An 18,870-nucleotide genomic window follows, 5' to 3' on the forward strand; every position below is an offset into this window, starting at 1 on the left:
GTTTTAGGGTGGTCTACCCAAACGTTTGGGTAGCGCTGATGAACGACTATAGGATGTGAAGCGGGTCACGTCAAGGGTTACCTTGGCGCCCTTCCGGGCAGCCCGGGCAGACCTGGGCTACAGTGGCCCCGGTGGGCAGGAGAGGGACATGAAAGAAAAGGCCGACGGCGGCCGGACGGTCACGCTGAAGGATTTGGCTCGGGAGCTGGGCGTCCATCCGTCCACTGTCTCCAGGGTCCTGCATTCCGGTTCCGACGTGGCCAAGGGAGCGGCCTCGGCGGCCACCGCCGAGCGCGTCCGTGAACTGGCCCGCAAGCTGGGCTACTCCCCCGACCCGCAGGCCGCCAGCCTTCGCACCCGGCGGACCAAGCTGCTGGGGGTCATCGTCCCCCGGCTTTCGGACCTGGTCCTGGCCATCATGTACGAGGGCATCGACGAGGCGTCGGCCGAGGTGGGCTACTCCGCGTTCGTGATGAACTCCCGCGATGACCCGGACGAACAACGGCGGAAGATCGACCTCATGCTGGCCCGGCGGGTGGACGGCCTGATCATTGGCGACGCCCATCTTGACGGCGGCCTCCTGCAGGAGCTGACGGACCGGAAGGTCCCGTTCGTCCTGATGAACCGCCGGGTGACGGGCTACCCGTCCGCTACCTGCGACGACGTCGTGGGCGGCGAACTCGTGGCCAGCCACCTCTGGGAAATGGGCCACCGGCAGGTGGCGGTCATTGCCGGCGAGCCCTACGCAAGCACCGCCGTCGACCGCACCGCCGGGTTCCTGGACCGCTGGCGGTCCCTGGGCGGCACCATCTCCGACGACGACGTCGTGTGGTCCAAATTCGATACCGCCGGCGGCCGGGAAGCCGGGGACAAGATCCTCGCCAGCGGCAGGCCGCGCCCCACCGCAATCTTCGCGGTCAACGATTTCGCCGCCATCGGCGCGATGGGAGCCCTGCGCTCCCACGGCCTCACCGTAGGACAGGACGTGGCGGTGGTGGGCTACAACGACACCTCCCTGGCCGCCGAACTTCCCATTCCGCTGACCTCGGTCCACTCCCCCATGGCGGACATTGGACGGACGGCGGTGCAGCTCATCCAGGCCGTACTCAGGGGCGAAAAACCCGAACCCGTACAGCTGGAACCCACCTTGTTCGTCCGCGAAAGCAGCGCCGCCAGGGCGCCCGCCGAGATGGCCGCCAACTAGGTTCCGGCGGCGACGATCCGCAGTGCCAGCAGGCAGGTGGCCCGCACTTCGCCGTCATCCAGGTCAACCCGGAGAAGCTCCTCGATCTTGCGCAACCTGTACGTCAGGGTGTTGCGGTGGATGAAGAGCTCCCTACAGGTTTCACGGGTATTCCCGCTGTACCGCAAATATGCCTCAAGCGTTTCGCGCAAGGCCGTGCCGCCGTCGGACATCAACGGGGCCAGGAGGCGCCGGGACATGGCCACCAGCCCGGCGCCGGGCAGGCCTTCCACCACGCCGGCCAGGTCAGCGACCGGCGCCTGATGGAGCCCCGGCTCGCCCACACGGCGGCGGGCCAGCTGGAGCACCAGCGGCAGTTCGTCCAGGTTCCCGCACCCGGAGACGACGGCGGACAGTTCCGGCGCGTCCTGGAAGGACTTTTGGACGGCTTCCATGAGCTCCATCCCCGCTTCCCCGCGCTGCACCAGCACCGTCGTCAGGCCGGCCTCCTCCATGAACCGCACGGTCCCGAATTCAGCCTGCAGGCCCACCCGCACCCGCCAGGCGATGGTCCGCAGCTTGGCCGGCGCAACCTCGCCCGCACCGCCGATCAGCACGACTCCCCACTCCCTGTCCGGCTCGAACCCGGCCTCCGCCGCGTAGCGCCGCAGGGCCGGCGCCGGAGTCCCCCGGGCCTCGTAGAGCGCCTCGATCAACCGGGCAGCTTCCCGCGAATGCAGGGGCGACCGGGACCCCAGGGTGTAGCTCAGCTGCATGGCAATCACCGCAGCCACCGGCCCCAGCAGCGGCTGCAGCACCAGGCTGCTCTTGATTCCCTCGATAGCCAGCCTGAACCGGAGGATTCCGCCGCTGGGCAGGCTCAGGATGGTCCGGGCCGTCCCGCCCCCGGCCGTACCTGCCGCCATGAGTTCAAACCCGTTGTGGTCCAGGACCGCCACCCGCGCCCGGATGGTGGTGGCCACCCGTTCCAGGACCTGCGCCAACGAGTGGCCGCCCGCCGCCAGCCTGGTGCACTCATCCGCCAGGTCCCACCCCGCGCGCAGCTCGGCATAGCGTTCGGCGGCGATAAGTTGATCCACGTGCCGCATCACCTGGATGAACGGCACCTCCGGAGGCAGTTCAAGCAACGGAAGGCCATGCGCTTCGCAGGCCTTCACCAGCCCCGGCGGCAGTTCCCGGTGCGCTGCGCCCAGGCCGAAGACCAGACCCGAGACGGGCACGGACATCAGCCGCTCCACGTAGGCATCCCAGATCCGGTAGTCCTTGACGTTCAGGCCCATCCCATTGGTGAGCAGCAGCGCGTTGACGCTGAGGAAGGGCGTGGGGTCCATGTGCTCCGTGGGGGCGCACCAGGCGATGGGCCGGGCCAGGCGTCCCGGACTTCCCGGCACGGCAAGGCGGATGTTCAGCGCGGAATCCGCGGCGAGATCGGCAACACGCATGGCAGGCCCTCCTGGTTAGTGCAAAAAGCATAATCCGCGTGGCCACATTCGGCGATCCGCCCAATTCCGGCCGGGTCCCCGCCTCTGTACCGTTGCCTGCATGCAAAAAAACGTGACGCAAACCACGCCTGCCCAGGTGCTCCTGAATTCGGACATGGGTGAAGGTTTCGGCCTGCACGAGTTCGGCAACGACGCCGCACTCATGGAAATCATCGACGTCGCCAACGTGGCCTGCGGCTACCACGCCGGGGACCCGGACGTCATGAACCGGACGGTGGCCCTTGCCGCCGAACACGGCGTGGCCGTGGGCGCCCATCCCGGGCTCCCCGATCCCATGGGGTTCGGCCGCCGCCGCATGGTGCTCACCCCCGAGGAGGTCGAGTCCATCATCCTGTACCAGACCGGGGCGCTGACCGCCTTCCTGGCCAAGAACGGGATGTCCCTGAACCACATCAAACCCCACGGCGCGCTCTACGGCATGCTCGCCGGCGACGAAGACCTCATGCAGGCGGCGGCCGGAACAGCCAAGCAGTTCGGTGTTCCGTTCTACGGCCTGGCCGGGACCGCCCATGAATCCGTGTGCCGCGCCATGGGCGTGGATTTCGTTGCGGAGCTCTACGTGGACCTCAACTACGGCCCCGGCGGCGAGCTCCTCATCCAGCGACGCCCCGCACCCACCGACCCGGACGCCGCCGCGGAACGCGTCAGCCGGGCGGTGGCAGGCGGGCCCGTGCCCGCCGTCGACGGCACTCCCCTGAACATCGCCTTCCAAAGCATCTGCGTCCACTCGGATGCACCCAACGCCGTCGCCGTCGCCTCCGCCGTCCGCAAGGCACTCGACTCATCCCGATCCACCCACTCCTGAAAGCGAGCAGCACATGGCCACGATCGTTTCACCCCTTCCCGGAGTCTTCTACCGCAAGCCCGGGCCGGGCAAACCCCCGTTCGCCAATGAAGGCGACACCATCGAAGTCGGCCAGACCATCGGCATCGTGGAAATAATGAAGCAGTTCACCGAGATCCAGTCCGACGTCGCCGGGACCCTGGAATCCTTTGAAGTCAACGAAGGCGACATGGTCAACCCGGGCGACTCCATCGTCGTCATCCGGGAAGGATAAAGGCAGCCCATGAAACTGTTCATCGCAAACCGCGGCGAGATCGCCGTGCGGATCGCCCGGACCGCCCGCGACATGGGCATCGAAACCGTCCTGGGGGTCAGCGAGCCCGACGCGGAATCGCTGGCAGCCCGGACAGCCGACCACTACGTGGTGGTGGGCCCGGCCCAGGCAACCGCCAGCTACCTGAACCAGGACGCCCTGGTCGCCGCGGCAATCGAGCAGGGGTGCGACGCCGTGCACCCGGGCTACGGTTTCCTCTCGGAGAACGCCGGCTTCGCCCGGAAGGTGGCAGACGCCGGCCTCACCTGGGTGGGACCGAACGCGGACACCATCGCCATGATGGGCAACAAGTCCCTGGCCCGGGAGGCGGCAGCCAACGCCGGCGTCCCCGTGCTCAAGGGGTCTGACGGTCCCCTGGATCCGGAAGCCGACGCCGTCGACATTGCCCGTGCCATCGGCTACCCGCTGGTGGTGAAGGCGTCCGCCGGCGGCGGCGGCCGGGGCATCCGGTTCGTGCACGACGAAAGCGAGCTCCTGGAAACCATCGAGATGGCCCGGGGCGAGGCCGCCGCCGTCTTCGGCGACGCCACCGTCTACCTGGAACGGTTCGTGGAGCACGCCCGCCACGTGGAGGTGCAGGTCCTGGGCGACGGGACCAACTTCATCCACCTCGGCGACCGCGACTGTTCCATGCAGCGCCGATCCCAGAAAGTGCTGGAGGAAGCCCCCGCCCCCAACCTTCCTGACTCCGTCCGCGCCACCATCAGGGAATCCTCCGTGGCCCTTGCCCGCCAGTGCGGCTACCACGGAGTGGGCACCGTGGAGTTCCTGTACGACTCCGTCAACCACGAGGCCGCATTCATTGAAATGAACACCCGCATCCAGGTGGAGCACCCCATCACCGAGCAGATCACCGGCGTGGACCTGGTCCGCGAGCAGCTGCTGATTGCCTCCACCGGAGCCATGTCCATTTCCCAGGACGACGTGCACTTCAGCGGCCACGCCATCGAATGCCGCATCAACGCGGAAGACCCCAGCCACCACTTCTTCCCCAGCCCGGGAACCATCCGGTCCCTGGACTGGCCCTCGGGTGAGGGGATCCGGGTGGACACCGGGGTGGAAGCAGGTTCGGTGGTGAGCCCGTACTACGACTCCCTCCTGGCCAAGCTGGCCGTCCACGCCCCGGACCGGGATGCCGCCATCGCGGCCACCGTGGCGGCGCTGGAGGCAACACACATTGAAGGGGTCAAGACCACCGTCCCCGTCCACCTGGCACTGCTGGCGCGGCCCGAATTCGCCGAGGTCAGCCACCACTCCAAGTTCATTGAAACCGCAGCCGACCTCATGGGGGCAAAATGACCACCGAAGCCGCCGTCCTCCCGGGTGCGCGCTACACCTGGGGCGGGGACGAATTCCTGTTCGTGGAAGTCTCCGAAGCGATGAGCCTGCCCGCGAACTTCAAGGTCATGTCCATCGCCGGCAGGTTGTCCGACGCCGGGCTCCCGGGAATCGTGGACATCTGCCCGGCCAACGCTTCCCTGCTGGTGCGCTTCGACCCCGACGTCCTGCCTCCCGAAGAGCTGGAAACTGCTGTGCGCGACATCGAGCGGGACCTGACGTCCCACCAGGAACGCGCACTGGAGACCCGGATCGTTGAAGTCCCGGTCTGGTACGAGGACCCGTTCACCGCGGAAGTGGCAGAGCGGTTCCGCGAAGGGTTCCACCAGGAGCCCGAAGGCAGCGACATCGACTACGCGGCCAAGGTCAACCACCTCAAGGACGCCGCGGAGTTCATCCAGCGGCACCACGAACAGCCGTGGCTGGTGTCCATGGTGGGCTTCGTGGCCGGGCTGCCGTTCCTGTTCCAGCTGGTGGACCGCGAGAAGCAGCTGGAGGTCCCCAAGTACCTGAGCCCGCGGACGGACACCCCCAAGCTGACCGTGGGGCACGGCGGATGCTTCGGCTGCATCTATTCCGTCCGGGGGGCCGGCGGTTACCAGATGTTCGGCTTGGCCGCCGCCCCCATCTTCGACCCCGGCCAGGCCCTGGCGGACTTCAAGGACTTCATGGTGTTCTTCCGCCCCGGGGACATCGTGAAGTTCAAACCGGTCACGGAGGCGGAATACAACGCCATCCAGGCGGAGATCTCCGCCGGCACCTTCCGCTACCGGCAGGCGCCGGTGACGTTCGAGCTGTCCAGGGCGCTGGCCGACCCGGAAGGCTACAACCGTGAACTCATGGAGGCCCTCAATGGCATTTGAAATTGGAAACCCGGGCCTGGCCACCACGGTCCAGGACCAGGGGCGCACGGGCCACTACAACGTGGGCATCCCGCAAAGCGGTTCCATGGACCAGTACTCCGCCGAGCTGGGAAACGCCCTGGTGGGAAACACCGCACGCGAAGCGGTCCTGGAGTGCACCTACCTGGGCCCGGTGCTGACCACCGACAGCGACGCCGTCATCGCCGTCACCGGCGCCCCTGTGGAGGTGAAGGTCAACGGGGAGCCGCGGACCCAGTGGAGCCGCCTGCTGCTGAAGGCCGGGGACCAGCTTTCCTTCGGCGTGATCCAGGGCGGCACCCGCTACTACATCGCGGTCCAGGGCGGCATCGACGTCCCGGAGGTGCTGGGCAGCCGGTCCACGTACAGCCTGGGCGCCATCGGCGGATTCAAGGGCCGCAAGCTTGAAGCGGGCGACGTTGTCCCCGTGGGCGCTCCCCTCAACGGGGGAAGACTCCCCCAGGCCGAAAGCGTCCCGGATGAATTCCGGCCTGTTTTCGCCAAGGAGCAGGAAGTCCGGATTGTGCTGGGGTTGTACGACCACCGCCTGACCGAGGAAGGCCTGGGCAATCTCCTCAACGAGGAGTGGAAAGTGACTCCCGTGGCCGACCGGATGGGTCTGCGCTACTCCGGACCGGGGGTGAAATGGAAGGAGCGCGAACAGCCGTTCGGCGCCGGCTCGGACCCTTCCAACATCGTGGATGCGGGGTATGCCGTGGGATCCATCCAGATTCCCGGTGGCACCCAGCCGATCATCCTGCACCGCGATGCCGTCTCCGGCGGCGGCTACGCGATGGTGGGCACCGTGATCAGCGCTGACATGGACCTGGTGGCCCGGGCGGCGCCCGGAACGGCGACCCGGTTTGCCGCTGTCAGCCTGGCTGATGCCCTGGCGGCCCGCAGGGATCTTGCCGAACGCCGGACCAAGGCCTGGGCGGCACTGGGCGCCAACCGCTGATGGGCAGCGGCGGGTCCCCTGCCCAGGGCCCGCCGCTCCTCGTCGCTGGCCGATTGATCTGCCGCGCGGCACGCTTTCGGCGGGGGAAGTAGGGTAATTTTCCCCCTGTGCGCAGGCCGCCACCGGGTCTACCGTGATGCGCATCAGCGTCCACCGCCGTCGAGGAGCCATCATGGCCGGGTTTGTGCAGATCATCGAATTCACATCCTCCCGCATCAAGGAGATCGAAGAGCTGGGCCGCCCCTCCCAAACCGAGGGAACCACTCCGCCCACCTTCCGCCACATCATTGCCACCGCTGACCGGGACCATCCCGGGCACTACTTCACGATCGTGGACTTCGATTCCTTTGACTCGGCCATGGAGAACTCCGGCCGTCCGGAGACGTCCGAGTTCGCTGCCCGGATGGCCGAGCTGTGCGACGGGCCCGTGATCTTCCACAACCTGGATGTCCTGTGGGAGGACACCGGGCAAGGTGCAGGCAACGCGTAACAGCAGGACATGGCTTTCCTGACTGCCGCTCCCCTACTACAGGTTTCGATCAAGATTGAGGCAATAAATCCCCTCAATGGACAAAAGCCCTTCCGAATGCGAATGCCGCTTCCTAAGGTGGTCACAGGTTCGACCAGGGGGAAATATCTTGCTCACGACGGACGCATTTCAAGGCAATATCACTGACGGAGCCCGCAACGCGGGACCCGGCAGTCCAAGTAATTCCGCAGCGCACCGCCCCGTTCCGGCACCACCGCGCAAAGCAACCGCGCCCTCCCAGACGCCGGTCCCAAGGGTCAGCGGCCGCGAGCGCGAAGTCCAGCAGCTGATCTACGATCTCGCGCTTCTCGCCGCCAGGCAGTGTCCGCAGTAATTCGCCCCACGCGGCGGGAGGCCGCCGTCGTAATTTCCGACGGCGGCCCGCCGGCCCAGGCGCGTCACTCCCCTACTGTCCCGGCGCCCGGTAGGACGGGGTCTTCTTGGCGGCCGCGTCGAGGTCCTCCACGGTAAGGAGCGGCTTCAGCCGGACGTTGACGGTCCCCGACGAATTGATCAGCAGTGACAGCGCTGCGGCGCTGGCATCGTCCGGAATCTCAAAAACGCCCAGGACGTCGTAGTACCCAAAGGCGTAGTAGAAGCTTTCCAGCGTGCCTCCCACAGACTTCAGGGCTTCCGTCAGGGCGTCACGCCGCGCGGTACCGCCTTCCTGCATGAGCCCCTTGATGCCCTGGCCCACGTACGTTGCTTCAAACAGATACTTCGGCATGGTCTTTCCTCCTGGCCTGTCCGCCGGCGCCTCATTCCGTGGTTTACCGGGACCGGCGCCGATAAGGCGGAACGTATTCCCGGGGGCCGGTGCAGTCAAGATTCCCGGATACCCAATAACAGGAATAGGGGTCAGCGTTCCTGCCCTACCGCAGCCCCCAAGGCCGTTCGGCCCTAGGCATGCATCCGCGCTGGGCAGACGCTGGAACAGGTAGGCGTCCAGGCTTCCGCCCGCGTGCCCTGCGCCTACCGGTTGCTGGAGTGCGGGCTCTGAGGACATTCCAAGATGTCAATTGCAGGAGGACGACTCCCCGGACAAAGACCGGCTGTGCCGTTCGAAAGCCGCGGCAAGGAAACCCTGCGCATCGCCCTCCTCGCGGCCGGGCCGCTGTCATCACTGCTCTACGTGGTGTTCACCGACGGCATTGCGGCGTCCCAATGGGCCGGCTACCGGCGCACCGAACAGATGGTGAGCGAACTGTTGGCCGTCGGCTCCCCCGGCTACCAGGTCGTGGCCCCGCTCACCTGGCTCTACACGGTCCTGTTCAACGCGTTCGGACTGGGCGTCTGGACCTCGGTCCGCGGGCACAGGGCCCTGCGCATCGGCGCCGGTCTGCTCACCGCCTACGGGCTCTGGAACATCATGGGCGCACTTTTCCCGCTGCGCCTCGGCGACGACACGTCCATCCCGGCGCACATCGTGGCCACCAACGTGCAGCTCGGCCTCATGGTCGCCGCCATGTGCTTTGTCGAGGCAGGATTCCACGGCCGGATGCGCGCCTACTCGATCGTCTCGCTCGCACTGTCAGCCCTCATGGGTATGGTCGCGTTCATGGCAGCACCGGGACCGAACCTCGTCTTGGGCGTCGGCGAGCGCATCAGCATCGGGGCGTTCCTGCTATGGGTTGCGGTCCTGGCGGCAGTGCTTTGGAAACGGCCGACGGCGATCGACAGTAAGGGGGCATCGTCATGACCTACGTGATGGACCTGGGCGACGTGGACCGGAGCGACATCGCCGGGGCGGGTGGAAAGGCCGTGGGCCTGGGCGGCCTCATCCGGGCCGGGCTGCCGGTCCCGCCGGGGGTGGTCCTCACCACCGCCGCGTACGCTGATTTCACCGCCGGGAACAACCTCGGGGCGGCCATTCAGGAGTTGGCCGCTCTGCCACCTGATGCGTCGCCGCAGGAGTATGAGCATGCGTCGGCGCTGATCCGGACCCTGTTCCGCAAAGGCTCCATGCCTGCCGCCATCCAGGCCGAACTTGAGTCAGCGTATGAACCCCTCGGCGGCGGGGACACCGCCGTGTCGGTCCGCTCCTCCGCCACGGCCGAGGACCTCGCCTCCGCCAGTTTCGCCGGGCAGCAGGAAAGCTACCTCAACATCCGCGGCCTGGACGCCCTGGCCAAGGCCGTCATCAACTGCTGGGCCTCCCTCTGGACGGCGCGCGCCATGGCCTACCGTGCCCGCGAAGGCGTGCTGCCCGGCCAGGTGCGTCTCGCCGTCGTAATCCAGCAGATGGTGGAGGCCGAGGCAGCCGGGGTGATGTTCACGGCCAACCCCGCGAACGGCCGCCGCGACCAGACGGTGATCAGCGCCGCGTGGGGCCTGGGCGAGGCCGTGGTCAGCGGTCAGGTCACCACCGACGACCTGACCGTGGACGCCCACACGGGCACAGTCCTCACGCGGCAGACAGCCGACAAGGAGGTCATGACGGTCTTGACGGAGGACGGGACGGCTGAGGAAAAGGTGGCGGAAGACCGCCGTCGTGCGCCGGTCCTGGACGATGCCGCGGCGGCCGAGCTCGCCGCCCACGGACAGCGGATCGCTGACCACTTCGGGGCCCCGCAGGACATCGAGTGGGCCAGGGCGGACGGCACGTTCTTCCTGCTCCAGTCCCGGCCCATCACCGCGCTGCCCGAACCCGCGGCGGACGTCCCCACGGAATGGCCTGTCCCCTACCCCAAGGGCCTCTACTTCCGGGCGAGCATCGTGGAGCAGATGCCGGAACCGCTCACCCCGCTTTTCGCCGACCTCGTCGACGGCTCGGTGTCCCGCTCGCTGTCCGCCCTGATGAACCAGGCGCTGGGGCCGGGCTCCCTCCGCGAGGGCGACGTCCGCTTCCCCACCGTCAACGGCTACGCCTATTACTACTACCGCACCTGGCCCATGCTGCGGATGACGGGCAGGACGGTGCCGGCCATGGGGGCACTGTTCGGCGGCAAGGCGCATATGGGCGTCGCGGGCTGGCGCGACTACTCGCATCCGCGCTACGAACGCATCATCAAGGACTGGTCAGCGAAGCCACCAACGGAGCTTTCGGGAGAGGAGCTGCTGGCGGGCGTGCGGGCCCTCCTGGACGCGGGAACCGTGTACTACACCGCCGTGCAGTCCATCATCCCGATGGCCGACATGAGCGAACTGTCCTTCCGGGCCTGCTACAAGGCTGTCCGGCGCGAAGGCGATCCCGCGGCTCAGGAGTTCCTACTGGGCTTTGACAGCGAGCCCATCCGGGCGGAAAAGTCCCTATACGACCTCGCGGGCTGGGCGCGCAGCGATCCTTCCCTGGTAAAGGCATTGCTTGAACGGCCGACGCCGGAACTCGCCGAGTGCCTGCGGACAGGTTCCACGCCGGAGGGCGTGGAGGACGTGTTGTGGCAGGAATGGCGGTTCACCTTCCAGGAACATCTGGACCTCTACGGGCACGCGGTCTACAACCTGGACTTCGCCACCCCCGTGCCGGCGGACAACCCGTCCGCGCAGCTGGAAACGGTGAAGTTCTACCTGCGCGGGCAGGGCACCGACCCGCATGAGCGGCAGCGGCTGCTGACCGAGCGGCGGGGGCACTGACCCGGGAGGTGGCGTCGCGCCTGGGCCCGCGGCGCCGGGCCCTCTTTCTCCGGGTGCTGAAATGGGCGCAGGAGACAGCGCCGGTGCGTGAGGATGCCCTGGCCGACGTCGGACTCGCCTGGCCGCTGCTGCGGCGGATACTGCGGGAACTCGGCCGGCGCCTGGTGCTCTCCGGTGTCATCGCCGCACCCGACGACGTGTTCTGGCTGCGCTTCCAGGAACTTCAGAGTGCGGTGGAGTTTGGGCTGGCGGACGTGGAGGCCAATGTTTCCCTGGCCGGTGCGTCGCGGCCGGTCCGGGCCGCCGCCGTCGAGGAACGCAGGATACTGTGGCGCGGCCAGGCGAAGGCCGAAGCCCCGCAGATGCTGCCGCAAAAAGCGTGGATGGAGAAGGCCTTCGGCTCGATGATGCCGGCGGGATCGCAGCGCCAGTCCGGCGACGTGATCAAGGGCGCGGGTGCGAGTTCCGGCCGGGTGACTGCGCCTGCCCGCGTGCTGCGCGGTCCCGAGGACTTCGGCCTGATGCAGCCCGGCGAAGTGCTGGTAGCCCGCATGACCACTCCGGCCTGGACGCCGTTGTTCGCGATGGCCTCCGCTGTGGTCACCGATGTGGGTGGCCCGCTGAGCCACAGCTCCATCGTGGCCCGCGAGTACGGCATCCCGGCCGTCCTGGGCACGGGGGTGGCGACGCAGCGGCTGGCCGGTGGACAGAAGGTGAGCGTGGACGGCGACGCGGGCACGGTCACCATCGTCGTGTGAGGCCCCTGTCCACGTGACTTTGCGTGCATGATGTTCGGGTGAATAAAAACCGGCTTGAGGCTTTCAGTGACGGCGTACTGGCGATCATCATCACCATCATGGTGCTGGAACTGCACACGCCCGAGGAACCCACGTGGGCAGGCGTCGCCGCCATCCTGCCCACGATCTTCACCTATCTCCTGAGCTTCGTGTATGTGGGGATCTACTGGAACAACCACCACCACATGATCCACCTCGCCAGCCGGGTGAGCGGCGGCATCCTCTGGGCCAACCTCCACCTGCTGTTCTGGCTGTCCCTGTTCCCGTTCACCACCAGGTGGATGGACGAGTCCGGTTTCCTGCAGGTTCCTGTGCTGCTGTACGGCGTCAACCTTTTGTGCGCCGCGATCGCCTACTTCATCCTGGAGCGGCGGCTGATCGCCGTGCAGGGCAAGGATGGGGCCCTGGCCCAGGCCGTAGGCAAGGACTGGAAGGGCAAGGCCTCGCCGCTGATCTACCTCACCGGCATCGCCCTCACCTTCGTTCAGCCGCTGCTGGGAGTCGCGGTCTTCACCATCGTCGCTCTGATCTGGCTGGTTCCGGACCGGCGGGTGGAACACTTTGTGGTGACGGCCCACCAGGACAGCGCCGGGCAGGCGTAACCACCGGTTACTGCACCGGTGCTTTCCCCCTTGCCGGGCCCGCACGGCACGGGTACCTTGACGCCATGAGTGACCGCAAAGACTTCATTCAGTGGGTCAAAACGACCCTGCACGACGCGGAAGTCGCCCTGCACAACGGCGACGCGGACCCCCGGCGCGCCATCTGGTCGCAATGTGAGCCGGTGAGCATCCTGGGGGCCTTCCGCAACGCCTACGGGCTGGCAGAAGTAGAGCAAATCTTCAGGTTCCTGGAAAACAGCTTTTCCAACTGCACATCGTACGAGTTCGAGTTGCAGGCATGCGATGTCATAGGAGACATGGCCTACACCGCCGGCATCGAACGCATCTCATTCCGACGGGACGGCGAGCCCACCGGCCTCACGCTCCGGGCCACGCAGGTCTACCGGCGCGAGGGCGGGCAGTGGAAGGTTGCTCACCGGCATGCCGATGCCCTTGCCGTGTGACCACCCGCAGGTTTGTCGCTCCGGCTACTCCCCCATGCCCGGGTTCACAGGAACGAAGTCCAGTTTGTTGCCGGAGTTGGTCCGGCCTGCCGGAGTCCGGTTGAAGCCCTTCGCGTCGAGGCCGTTCTGGGCGCGGAACTCGGCGAGCGCGGCGTCGTAGGCGTTGTTGAGGACCCGGCCGGAAAACTCGCCGGTGCTGCCATCGTTGAAGGCAATCCGGATCCGGACACTGGCCGGGTAGTGGCGGTTCATGCGGACGAAACCGTCGGCGTCCTGCTGGAGAGTGATCACGGGGTCCTGCTTTCGTTGGGGGGGTGCAGCCTCCAGTGTGACTGCCTCACGCTAGGGCACCAAACAGCAGCGGCGGCACCCAGCCGTGGATGCCGCCGTCGTCATTCAATGGCTCAGCAGTGCACCGGGCTGTAGAACGCTGCTCCCCAGCTGAATTTGTCGGTCGAGTTAGGCCCGAAGCTCGCGTCCAGTGTGATGCACTGGCCACCGACCGGTTGGGTGTCCGTGTAGACCGGTCCCGCATAGTAGGAGTAGTAGTCATGCGAAACATCGTCCGGGCCGTAGGAAGGGTACCTGCCGATCATGTTCTCGCGGTACATCCTTACCCCGTAGGTGGGGCCATAGGCGTAGGCCACTGAGCAGTTCTTGCGTGCTGTGGAGTTCCAGTAGACGTCAATGGACCCGGTTTTGGTACCCGGCTTTCCGTACCGGTAGTCCTTGCTGTAGCTGGGCACGGTGATGGGGTGCGACCCGATATAGGTGTAGCCCGTGCCGCACAGGTTCGCGGCGTCGGCAGGAACCGCCGCCACCAGGGATGCCCCGGCGGTCAGTGCGACGGCGACAAGCGCCGATAAGCCTTTGAATTTCAATTTGCCCTGCGGGACCTTCATGATTTCTCCAACGTGGTGGGTGGCTCGATGCAGCTGGCGCGCTGCAACGCAGGCCCATATAAGCACACCGATTGGATGAAATGACAGGGCGCGGGATGGGGAGTCCTCCCCTGCGTGCTCGTCCCGCAAAGGCATTGGCTTGGGTGCCGGCCTCCTACTGCGCCTACCGCGCCTCGAGGACTGTTTTGAGCTGTGCCAGCTGGGCTACCTCCTGGTCCATGGTGCGCTGGACCATCGGCCCGACGAGTTTCATCAGTCCCTTGGGGTGCAGGTCCAGGGTGAAGCGGACCGTTGTCCCGCCGTCGGATGGCCCGAGGTGGTAGGCGCCGGACGGGCGGGCAGGACCGGCCACCACCTGGAAGCCGAGGAGCCTGCCGGGTTCGGCGGCGGTGATCTCGTAGTCGCCGTCGATGGGCCGGCCGCCGGGTCCGCTCAGCGTCTGCCTGTACACCGCGCCAAGCATTCCGGGAGTGCCGCTCTTCAGCGAGATCGACTGAACGCCTGCGCGCCAGGCCGTGTTGTTCAGCCCGTCGGCCAGGAACGCATATACCTCGTCGGGCGAACGGCTGATGGTGATCTGGTTCTCGGCGTGAGCCATGGTGCCCCCTAAGCGTATTTTTTCGTGTCCGGCTATCCCGGCGCCAAGGAACAATCTGCCATCTGCGGACCGTCCGGGGAAGGCATGAACGGCCCGAACCGCCCCCGGGCTTCGCGCTCCTGGTCCCGATTCTCCAAACGCCGTTCATACTCCTGCTGGCCGGCGCGATCATCGCCGGTCTGGCGCTGAACAAGGACGCCCCTCCCCAGGCAACGCCAAACGCGGTATAGCGGAAGCTCCACCGGGCAGGCCACGCCGTCCCCGTCACCCTTTCGCCCTGCGCGGCACCCCGGGCTGCCGGCATACAGCGGAGCTGCCCAGCGGGTGCCGAAAGCCGGCGTCGCTTCAGGCAGGAACGTGTGGCCGGACACGGAGATTCCCGAGGATGTGTTCAGGAAAAGTTTGGTGCGTCAGCCCCCCACTACCGCTGACGCCACGCAAGAGCTTAGCGGCGGCGATCCTCCCAGCTGGTCGGTTCCGGCGGAAGTCGGGCAATCCTTCCCGACTCCTGCGCCAACCCTGCGGTTGGGCACGACCCGGGGCCTCCAATTACGGCACACTATGTCAGTCAACGGGGAAGCCCCACCAGCAATACTGAAGGGGCTTCGACTGTTTTGATGCCGTTATGACGAACAGAACGTATTGACAGTGCTACTCCTGGTTTACCGATGGCGCAAGAGCCAAACTTCCCAGCGGCCGGCAGTCTCCACACACACAAAACCTGCAGGTACCTTCGCGATCTCGCTAAGAGAAGGCTCGGACATTCTCATGTCCTGAACAACCCGGCGTCATCTGATGGTTACCTGCAGGCGCTTTAAGTTTAGGACCGGACCCGCTCCTCCAACAGGGGGCAGTGCCATTCCGCCGAAAATTTCCTGGGTTTCGATCTGCACCACCTGAACCCACCGCCCGGCCCGGCCAGTGCCTTCCCAGGAATCACCCACGGAGAGCCGGATGCCTCTGATGCCCTCCGGGCCAGGATCAAACGTCAGCTCGGTTGGAGGGTCCGCGTCCCGGAGCACATGGAAACCATCTCACTGGACAAGCCGCGTTGAAAAGGGATTGCAGACCCCTGCCCTCCGGCACGTAAATCCTCCCCACTCGCTCGGTTGCCTGTCATCAGGGCGACGGCAGCACCCGCCTGGAGTGCCGCCGTCGTACGTCCTGCCCTGCGAGCCGGCCGGCGGCTAGCGGGCCCCAGCCGGCGTATCCGAGTCCTCGCCTGCGCGGGCATCAACGTTACCTGTGACTGCATGTCCGCCCCCGGTCCCGCCGCGGGTCTTGGCCAGGCTGGCCACCGTGGCCACGAGGATGGTGGCGCCGATGAACAGCAGGGAGAACCAGATGGGGATCTCGGGCACCCAGAGGAGCGGCTGGCCGCCGTTGATGAAGGGGAGCTCGTTGACATGCAGGGCGTGGAAGACCAGCTTGACGCCGATGAACGCGAGGATGACGGCGAGGCCCTGGGCGAGGTAGACGAGGCGCTCCAGCAGTCCGCCGATAAGGAAGAACAGCTGCCGCAAGCCCATGAGGGCGAAGGCGTTGGCCGTGAAGACGATGTACGCCTCGCTGGTCAGGCCGTAGATCGCGGGAATCGAGTCAACGGCGAAGATCAGGTCCACGAACCCGATCGCGATGATGGTGAGCATCATCGGCGTCACGAACCGCTTGCCGTCCAGCTTCACGGTGAGCCGGTCCCGGTGGTAGTCCGGGGTGACCGGCAGGACACGGCGGACCAGTTTCATGAATTTGCCGTCAGCCGGGTTGGCGTCGTGGCCGCCGAACGCCTGCCGGTACGCGAGGAAGAGCAGCAGGGCGCCGAAGATGTAGAACACCCAGGAGAAGTTTTCGATCAGGGTGGCGCCTATGGCGATGAACCCGCCGCGGAGGATGAGGGCGATGATGATGCCCACCATCAGCACCTTCTGCTGGTACTTCTTGGGAACTGCGAACCCGGTCATCACGATGAGGAAGACGAACAGGTTGTCCACGGACAGGGCTTTTTCGGTGAGGTAGCCGGCGAAGTACTCGCCGCCGTACGTCCAGCCGGAGACCACCCCGATCCCGGCGCCGAAGACGAGCGCGAGTCCAATGTAGAACGCCGACCAGCGGGCGGACTCACCGATGGACGGTTCGTGGGGTTTGCGGACGTGGGCGAAGAACTCGTAAACGAAGAACAGGATGGTCACGGCGATGGTGATGATCCAGATGAGGGGTGTTACCTGCATGGCGGGTACTCCAAAGGGTAGGCGTTGACATGTACGCCAAGGTCTCCTCCGCCCGGTGGGAACCGGAGCCGGTGGCCCGGGATGCTTCGCTGCATCCGTATTGACGGGCCACTCACAGACGGGAGTACTCCCCTTGATGGGTTAAATCGTAACTGATCAACGGCCGACGACGGCACCCGGTTCCGGATGCCGCCGTCGTAGATCATGCTGCGGTAGAGCCCTACCTCAGCTTGGGCACCAGCACCGGAGTGTTCCTCTTGTACTCCTCGTAGTCGGCCTGGCCGCCCCACTTCTTGTCCGCTTTCTTCTCCAAAGGCGGCACGCCGCTTCCCTTGATCAGCAGCAGGGCAACGAACACCGGGGAGACCAGCGCCGCCCACTGCCAGCCCTGCAGGACTGGAAGGGCGATGATGGCGACACCCACCCACAGCGTGATCTCGCCGAAGTAGTTGGGGTGGCGGGACTTGGACCACAGGCCGGTGCTGATGAAGCGGCCCTTGTTGGCGGGATCGTCCTTGAACCGGTTCTTCTGCAGGTCCGCCGCGGTCTCGATGGTGATGCCCACGAGCCACACCAGCAGGCCGGCCCAGAAAAACCAGTCCAGGCCCACCTTCTTGTCCGACGTGATGGCCACCCACGCGAGCGCCGCGGTGAGCACCACCCACAGGCCCTGGATGGTCCAGGTGTTCAGGAAGCGGAAGAAGTCCGGCTTGAGTTCGTCAAAGCGGTCGTCCTTGCCGTGCTTGCTGATCCGCAGGAACAGGAAGCTGCCCAGCCGCGCGGCCCACAGCACCACCATGGCCGCCAGCAGCATGCCGCGGGCATCCACGCCGGGGGACGCCAGCACCAGGAACACCGTGATGGAGATGTAGGTCAGGGCGCCGGTGAGGTCGTAGAACTTCTCCGTCTGCGCCTTGTAGGACGGGATGAAAACCAGCCACTGGATCACGAAGGCAATGGCGACCGCCAGTGCGAACACAGGGAACCCGCCGATCCTGGACCCGCCTTGGCTTCCGGCGAGGGCGATGAGCACCGCCACCACCACGGCGATGATGGTGCTGATGAGGGCCTTGCGGCTCTTTTCGTTCACGGACAGATTCCTTTCCCCTGGTCCGCCGCGCGCTGCTGCACGGCCGGTACCCGTCCGCGCCTCTCCGGGCACGGCTATATCCAACAACAACTCAGCCCTGGTGGCCTTGTCCACTAAGTGTTCGGAGCGGCGGCCATCCTGTATGGGGTGGAACCGGCACGGTCGCCGGCTTCACTCCTGCAAGAATGCGGATCCGGGCAGTCCACACCCGGCTGTGGCTGCGAACCACTCCTGAACCGCACCCGAGCCGCACGCGAACCGCACCCGAGCCAAGGAGCCCGCCATGAGCCCCCGCACCAAGAACTGGCTGACCGCCTACGTTGTCAGCGCCCTGATTTTCGCCGTGCTGGATGTGGTGTGGATCCTGCTGGTGGCCAACCCGCTCTACCGGAGCCAGATCGGCCACTTGCTGGGGGGCACGGCCAACCTGCCTGGCGCGGTGCTGTTCTATGTCATCTTCGTGGCGGGAATGGTGCACTACGGCATCCGGCCCAACGACTCCCGTGCTACGCTGCGGCAGCGGGTCACCGGCGCTGCGCTGTTCGGGTTCTTCACCTACGCCACCTGGGCGCTGACCGGGTTCGCCGTGCTGAAGGACTTTACCGCGCTGGTGGCCATGACGGACATCCTCTGGGGCGCCGCGGCCTGCAGCCTGGTCACCTGGGTGACGGCAACCATCCTGCGGCGGCGGCTCATGAAGCCTGCCGCGGCCTGACCGCCGGCACCCGCGTCACGGACGGCACGCTTTAGGGGAACGGACGGCGGCGAACCCCCGGAAAACCGGGGCCGCCGTCGTCCGCTCCCGCCAAAACCCTGCTCTGCGTGACGCCCGGGCGCACAGACTGGCCCGGTTTTCAGCGCCACGCGAGGGAAGCAACGGGCAACCACCGCGGTTCGGCCGCCAAAACCGGGCCAGCGTGACACCAGGGTTCAAGAACTCAACCGAACAGGGCGGCCACCTGGGTCAGCGTCTGGAAGACGCCATAGGCCAGCGGGATCCCCACCAGGACCCAGGCCAGGACCAGCCTGCCGGTGGACTTCTTGACCGGCTCGTGTGCGCCGTGGGTGTGTGCGGTGCTGCTCATT

The 18,870-nt window shown here is 66.4% G+C and carries 22 protein-coding genes; 14 read left to right on the forward strand and 8 right to left on the reverse strand.

Features of this window, described 5'->3' with window-relative positions; translation table 11 throughout:
• Window positions 1-148: 148 nt before the first annotated feature.
• Complete coding sequence (locus tag BACI349Y_RS14445) at window positions 149-1,204, forward strand: LacI family DNA-binding transcriptional regulator (protein ID WP_159632702.1); 1,056 nt, start codon at window positions 149-151, stop codon at window positions 1,202-1,204.
• On the opposite strand, the gene BACI349Y_RS14450 is transcribed toward BACI349Y_RS14445, so the two are convergent.
• Window positions 1,201-2,646 (reverse strand): PucR family transcriptional regulator, encoded by a 1,446-nt coding sequence (locus tag BACI349Y_RS14450; RefSeq protein WP_159632703.1) that lies wholly within the window; start codon window positions 2,644-2,646, stop codon window positions 1,201-1,203. The genes BACI349Y_RS14445 and BACI349Y_RS14450 overlap by 4 nt on opposite strands.
• 112 nt (window positions 2,647-2,758) lie before the next feature.
• Here BACI349Y_RS14450 and pxpA point away from each other — a divergent pair, with 112 nt between their 5' ends.
• The 6 genes from pxpA (at window position 2,759) to BACI349Y_RS14480 (ending at window position 7,491) form a co-directional block, all read left to right on the forward strand.
• On the forward strand, window positions 2,759-3,511 hold the full coding sequence (gene pxpA, locus BACI349Y_RS14455; RefSeq protein WP_328699861.1) for a 5-oxoprolinase subunit PxpA: 753 nt from the start codon (window positions 2,759-2,761) through the stop codon (window positions 3,509-3,511).
• Window positions 3,512-3,524: 13 nt separating this feature from the next.
• Entirely contained in the window at window positions 3,525-3,764 is a 240-nt protein-coding gene (locus BACI349Y_RS14460; RefSeq protein WP_018770516.1) for an acetyl-CoA carboxylase, read from the forward strand.
• Between the two features lie 9 nt (window positions 3,765-3,773).
• Complete coding sequence (locus tag BACI349Y_RS14465) at window positions 3,774-5,123, forward strand: acetyl-CoA carboxylase biotin carboxylase subunit (RefSeq protein WP_159632705.1); 1,350 nt, start codon at window positions 3,774-3,776, stop codon at window positions 5,121-5,123.
• Window positions 5,120-6,025: a 5-oxoprolinase subunit B family protein gene (locus tag BACI349Y_RS14470; protein ID WP_159632706.1), complete on the forward strand. Its 906-nt coding sequence runs from the start codon at window positions 5,120-5,122 to the stop codon at window positions 6,023-6,025. The genes BACI349Y_RS14465 and BACI349Y_RS14470 overlap by 4 nt, the downstream gene beginning before the upstream one ends.
• Complete coding sequence (locus BACI349Y_RS14475) at window positions 6,015-7,001, forward strand: biotin-dependent carboxyltransferase family protein (protein ID WP_159632707.1); 987 nt, start codon at window positions 6,015-6,017, stop codon at window positions 6,999-7,001. The genes BACI349Y_RS14470 and BACI349Y_RS14475 overlap by 11 nt, the downstream gene beginning before the upstream one ends.
• 172 nt (window positions 7,002-7,173) lie before the next feature.
• On the forward strand, window positions 7,174-7,491 hold the full coding sequence (locus BACI349Y_RS14480; RefSeq protein ID WP_159632708.1) for a hypothetical protein: 318 nt from the start codon (window positions 7,174-7,176) through the stop codon (window positions 7,489-7,491).
• Window positions 7,492-7,936: 445 nt separating this feature from the next.
• Here BACI349Y_RS14480 and BACI349Y_RS14485 read toward each other — a convergent pair whose 3' ends face one another.
• Complete coding sequence (locus tag BACI349Y_RS14485) at window positions 7,937-8,257, reverse strand: GYD domain-containing protein (protein WP_159632709.1); 321 nt, start codon at window positions 8,255-8,257, stop codon at window positions 7,937-7,939.
• Window positions 8,258-8,584: 327 nt separating this feature from the next.
• Between BACI349Y_RS14485 and BACI349Y_RS14490 the strand changes: the two genes are divergently transcribed.
• From BACI349Y_RS14490 to BACI349Y_RS14505, 5 genes are all read left to right on the forward strand, one after another.
• Window positions 8,585-9,229, forward strand: coding sequence for a DUF998 domain-containing protein (locus BACI349Y_RS14490; RefSeq protein ID WP_236560845.1), 645 nt, complete (start codon window positions 8,585-8,587; stop codon window positions 9,227-9,229).
• Window positions 9,226-11,103, forward strand: a complete 1,878-nt coding sequence (locus BACI349Y_RS14495; RefSeq protein WP_236560846.1) for a PEP/pyruvate-binding domain-containing protein — start codon at window positions 9,226-9,228, stop codon at window positions 11,101-11,103. The genes BACI349Y_RS14490 and BACI349Y_RS14495 overlap by 4 nt, the downstream gene beginning before the upstream one ends.
• An 83-nt stretch (window positions 11,104-11,186) precedes the next feature.
• On the forward strand, window positions 11,187-11,861 hold the full coding sequence (locus tag BACI349Y_RS20330) for a PEP-utilizing enzyme (protein ID WP_236560848.1): 675 nt from the start codon (window positions 11,187-11,189) through the stop codon (window positions 11,859-11,861).
• 38 nt (window positions 11,862-11,899) lie between these two features.
• A complete protein-coding gene (locus BACI349Y_RS14500) occupies window positions 11,900-12,502 on the forward strand; it encodes a TMEM175 family protein (RefSeq protein WP_159632711.1) in 603 nt (200 codons plus the stop codon).
• Window positions 12,503-12,567: 65 nt separating this feature from the next.
• Entirely contained in the window at window positions 12,568-12,966 is a 399-nt protein-coding gene (locus BACI349Y_RS14505) for a YybH family protein (protein ID WP_159632712.1), read from the forward strand.
• Between the two features lie 24 nt (window positions 12,967-12,990).
• Here BACI349Y_RS14505 and BACI349Y_RS14510 read toward each other — a convergent pair whose 3' ends face one another.
• From BACI349Y_RS14510 to BACI349Y_RS14520, 3 genes are all read right to left on the reverse strand, one after another.
• Window positions 12,991-13,257 carry a hypothetical protein gene (locus BACI349Y_RS14510; protein WP_159632713.1) on the reverse strand — a complete coding sequence of 89 codons (267 nt, stop codon included), beginning with the start codon at window positions 13,255-13,257 and terminating at the stop codon, window positions 12,991-12,993.
• Between the two features lie 113 nt (window positions 13,258-13,370).
• Window positions 13,371-13,868, reverse strand: a complete 498-nt coding sequence (locus BACI349Y_RS14515) for a hypothetical protein (protein WP_159632714.1) — start codon at window positions 13,866-13,868, stop codon at window positions 13,371-13,373.
• Between the two features lie 163 nt (window positions 13,869-14,031).
• On the reverse strand, window positions 14,032-14,466 hold the full coding sequence (locus tag BACI349Y_RS14520; RefSeq protein WP_159632715.1) for an SRPBCC family protein: 435 nt from the start codon (window positions 14,464-14,466) through the stop codon (window positions 14,032-14,034).
• Between the two features lie 935 nt (window positions 14,467-15,401).
• Between BACI349Y_RS14520 and BACI349Y_RS14525 the strand changes: the two genes are divergently transcribed.
• A complete protein-coding gene (locus BACI349Y_RS14525) occupies window positions 15,402-15,521 on the forward strand; it encodes an MBL fold metallo-hydrolase RNA specificity domain-containing protein (RefSeq protein ID WP_442858426.1) in 120 nt (39 codons plus the stop codon).
• Window positions 15,522-15,653: 132 nt separating this feature from the next.
• Here the strand turns inward: BACI349Y_RS14525 and BACI349Y_RS14530 are convergent, their stop codons facing one another.
• Entirely contained in the window at window positions 15,654-16,694 is a 1,041-nt protein-coding gene (locus tag BACI349Y_RS14530; RefSeq protein ID WP_159632716.1) for a TerC family protein, read from the reverse strand.
• Between the two features lie 220 nt (window positions 16,695-16,914).
• A complete protein-coding gene (locus BACI349Y_RS14535) occupies window positions 16,915-17,784 on the reverse strand; it encodes a DUF1295 domain-containing protein (RefSeq protein ID WP_159632717.1) in 870 nt (289 codons plus the stop codon).
• Between the two features lie 283 nt (window positions 17,785-18,067).
• Here BACI349Y_RS14535 and BACI349Y_RS14540 point away from each other — a divergent pair, with 283 nt between their 5' ends.
• A complete protein-coding gene (locus BACI349Y_RS14540) occupies window positions 18,068-18,499 on the forward strand; it encodes a DUF2177 family protein (protein ID WP_159632718.1) in 432 nt (143 codons plus the stop codon).
• A gap of 223 nt (window positions 18,500-18,722) precedes the next feature.
• Here the strand turns inward: BACI349Y_RS14540 and BACI349Y_RS14545 are convergent, their stop codons facing one another.
• Window positions 18,723-18,869, reverse strand: coding sequence for an MFS transporter small subunit (locus BACI349Y_RS14545; protein ID WP_201302450.1), 147 nt, complete (start codon window positions 18,867-18,869; stop codon window positions 18,723-18,725).
• Window position 18,870: the final 1 nt, after the last annotated feature.

It is taken from the genome of Arthrobacter sp. 8AJ (assembly GCF_902506025.1).
Taxonomy (GTDB): Bacteria; Actinomycetota; Actinomycetes; order Actinomycetales; family Micrococcaceae; genus Arthrobacter.

What these genes read in the sequence shown, in the direction of transcription:
- BACI349Y_RS14540 (WP_159632718.1), top strand. Translation starts at nt 18,068, where the DNA reads ATGAGCCCCCGCACCAAGAACTGGCTGACCGCCTACGTTGTCAGCGCC.
- BACI349Y_RS14460 (WP_018770516.1), top strand. Translation starts at nt 3,525, where the DNA reads ATGGCCACGATCGTTTCACCCCTTCCCGGAGTCTTCTACCGCAAGCCC.
- BACI349Y_RS14485 (WP_159632709.1), bottom strand. Translation starts at nt 8,257, where the DNA reads ATGCCGAAGTATCTGTTTGAAGCAACGTACGTGGGCCAGGGCATCAAG.
- BACI349Y_RS14515 (WP_159632714.1), bottom strand. Translation starts at nt 13,868, where the DNA reads ATGAAGGTCCCGCAGGGCAAATTGAAATTCAAAGGCTTATCGGCGCTT.
- BACI349Y_RS14465 (WP_159632705.1), top strand. Translation starts at nt 3,774, where the DNA reads ATGAAACTGTTCATCGCAAACCGCGGCGAGATCGCCGTGCGGATCGCC.
- BACI349Y_RS14470 (WP_159632706.1), top strand. Translation starts at nt 5,120, where the DNA reads ATGACCACCGAAGCCGCCGTCCTCCCGGGTGCGCGCTACACCTGGGGC.
- BACI349Y_RS14495 (WP_236560846.1), top strand. Translation starts at nt 9,226, where the DNA reads ATGACCTACGTGATGGACCTGGGCGACGTGGACCGGAGCGACATCGCC.
- BACI349Y_RS14445 (WP_159632702.1), top strand. Translation starts at nt 149, where the DNA reads ATGAAAGAAAAGGCCGACGGCGGCCGGACGGTCACGCTGAAGGATTTG.
- BACI349Y_RS14505 (WP_159632712.1), top strand. Translation starts at nt 12,568, where the DNA reads ATGAGTGACCGCAAAGACTTCATTCAGTGGGTCAAAACGACCCTGCAC.
- BACI349Y_RS14475 (WP_159632707.1), top strand. Translation starts at nt 6,015, where the DNA reads ATGGCATTTGAAATTGGAAACCCGGGCCTGGCCACCACGGTCCAGGAC.
- BACI349Y_RS14545 (WP_201302450.1), bottom strand. Translation starts at nt 18,869, where the DNA reads ATGAGCAGCACCGCACACACCCACGGCGCACACGAGCCGGTCAAGAAG.
- BACI349Y_RS14530 (WP_159632716.1), bottom strand. Translation starts at nt 16,694, where the DNA reads ATGCAGGTAACACCCCTCATCTGGATCATCACCATCGCCGTGACCATC.
- BACI349Y_RS14520 (WP_159632715.1), bottom strand. Translation starts at nt 14,466, where the DNA reads ATGGCTCACGCCGAGAACCAGATCACCATCAGCCGTTCGCCCGACGAG.
- BACI349Y_RS14480 (WP_159632708.1), top strand. Translation starts at nt 7,174, where the DNA reads ATGGCCGGGTTTGTGCAGATCATCGAATTCACATCCTCCCGCATCAAG.
- BACI349Y_RS14450 (WP_159632703.1), bottom strand. Translation starts at nt 2,646, where the DNA reads ATGCGTGTTGCCGATCTCGCCGCGGATTCCGCGCTGAACATCCGCCTT.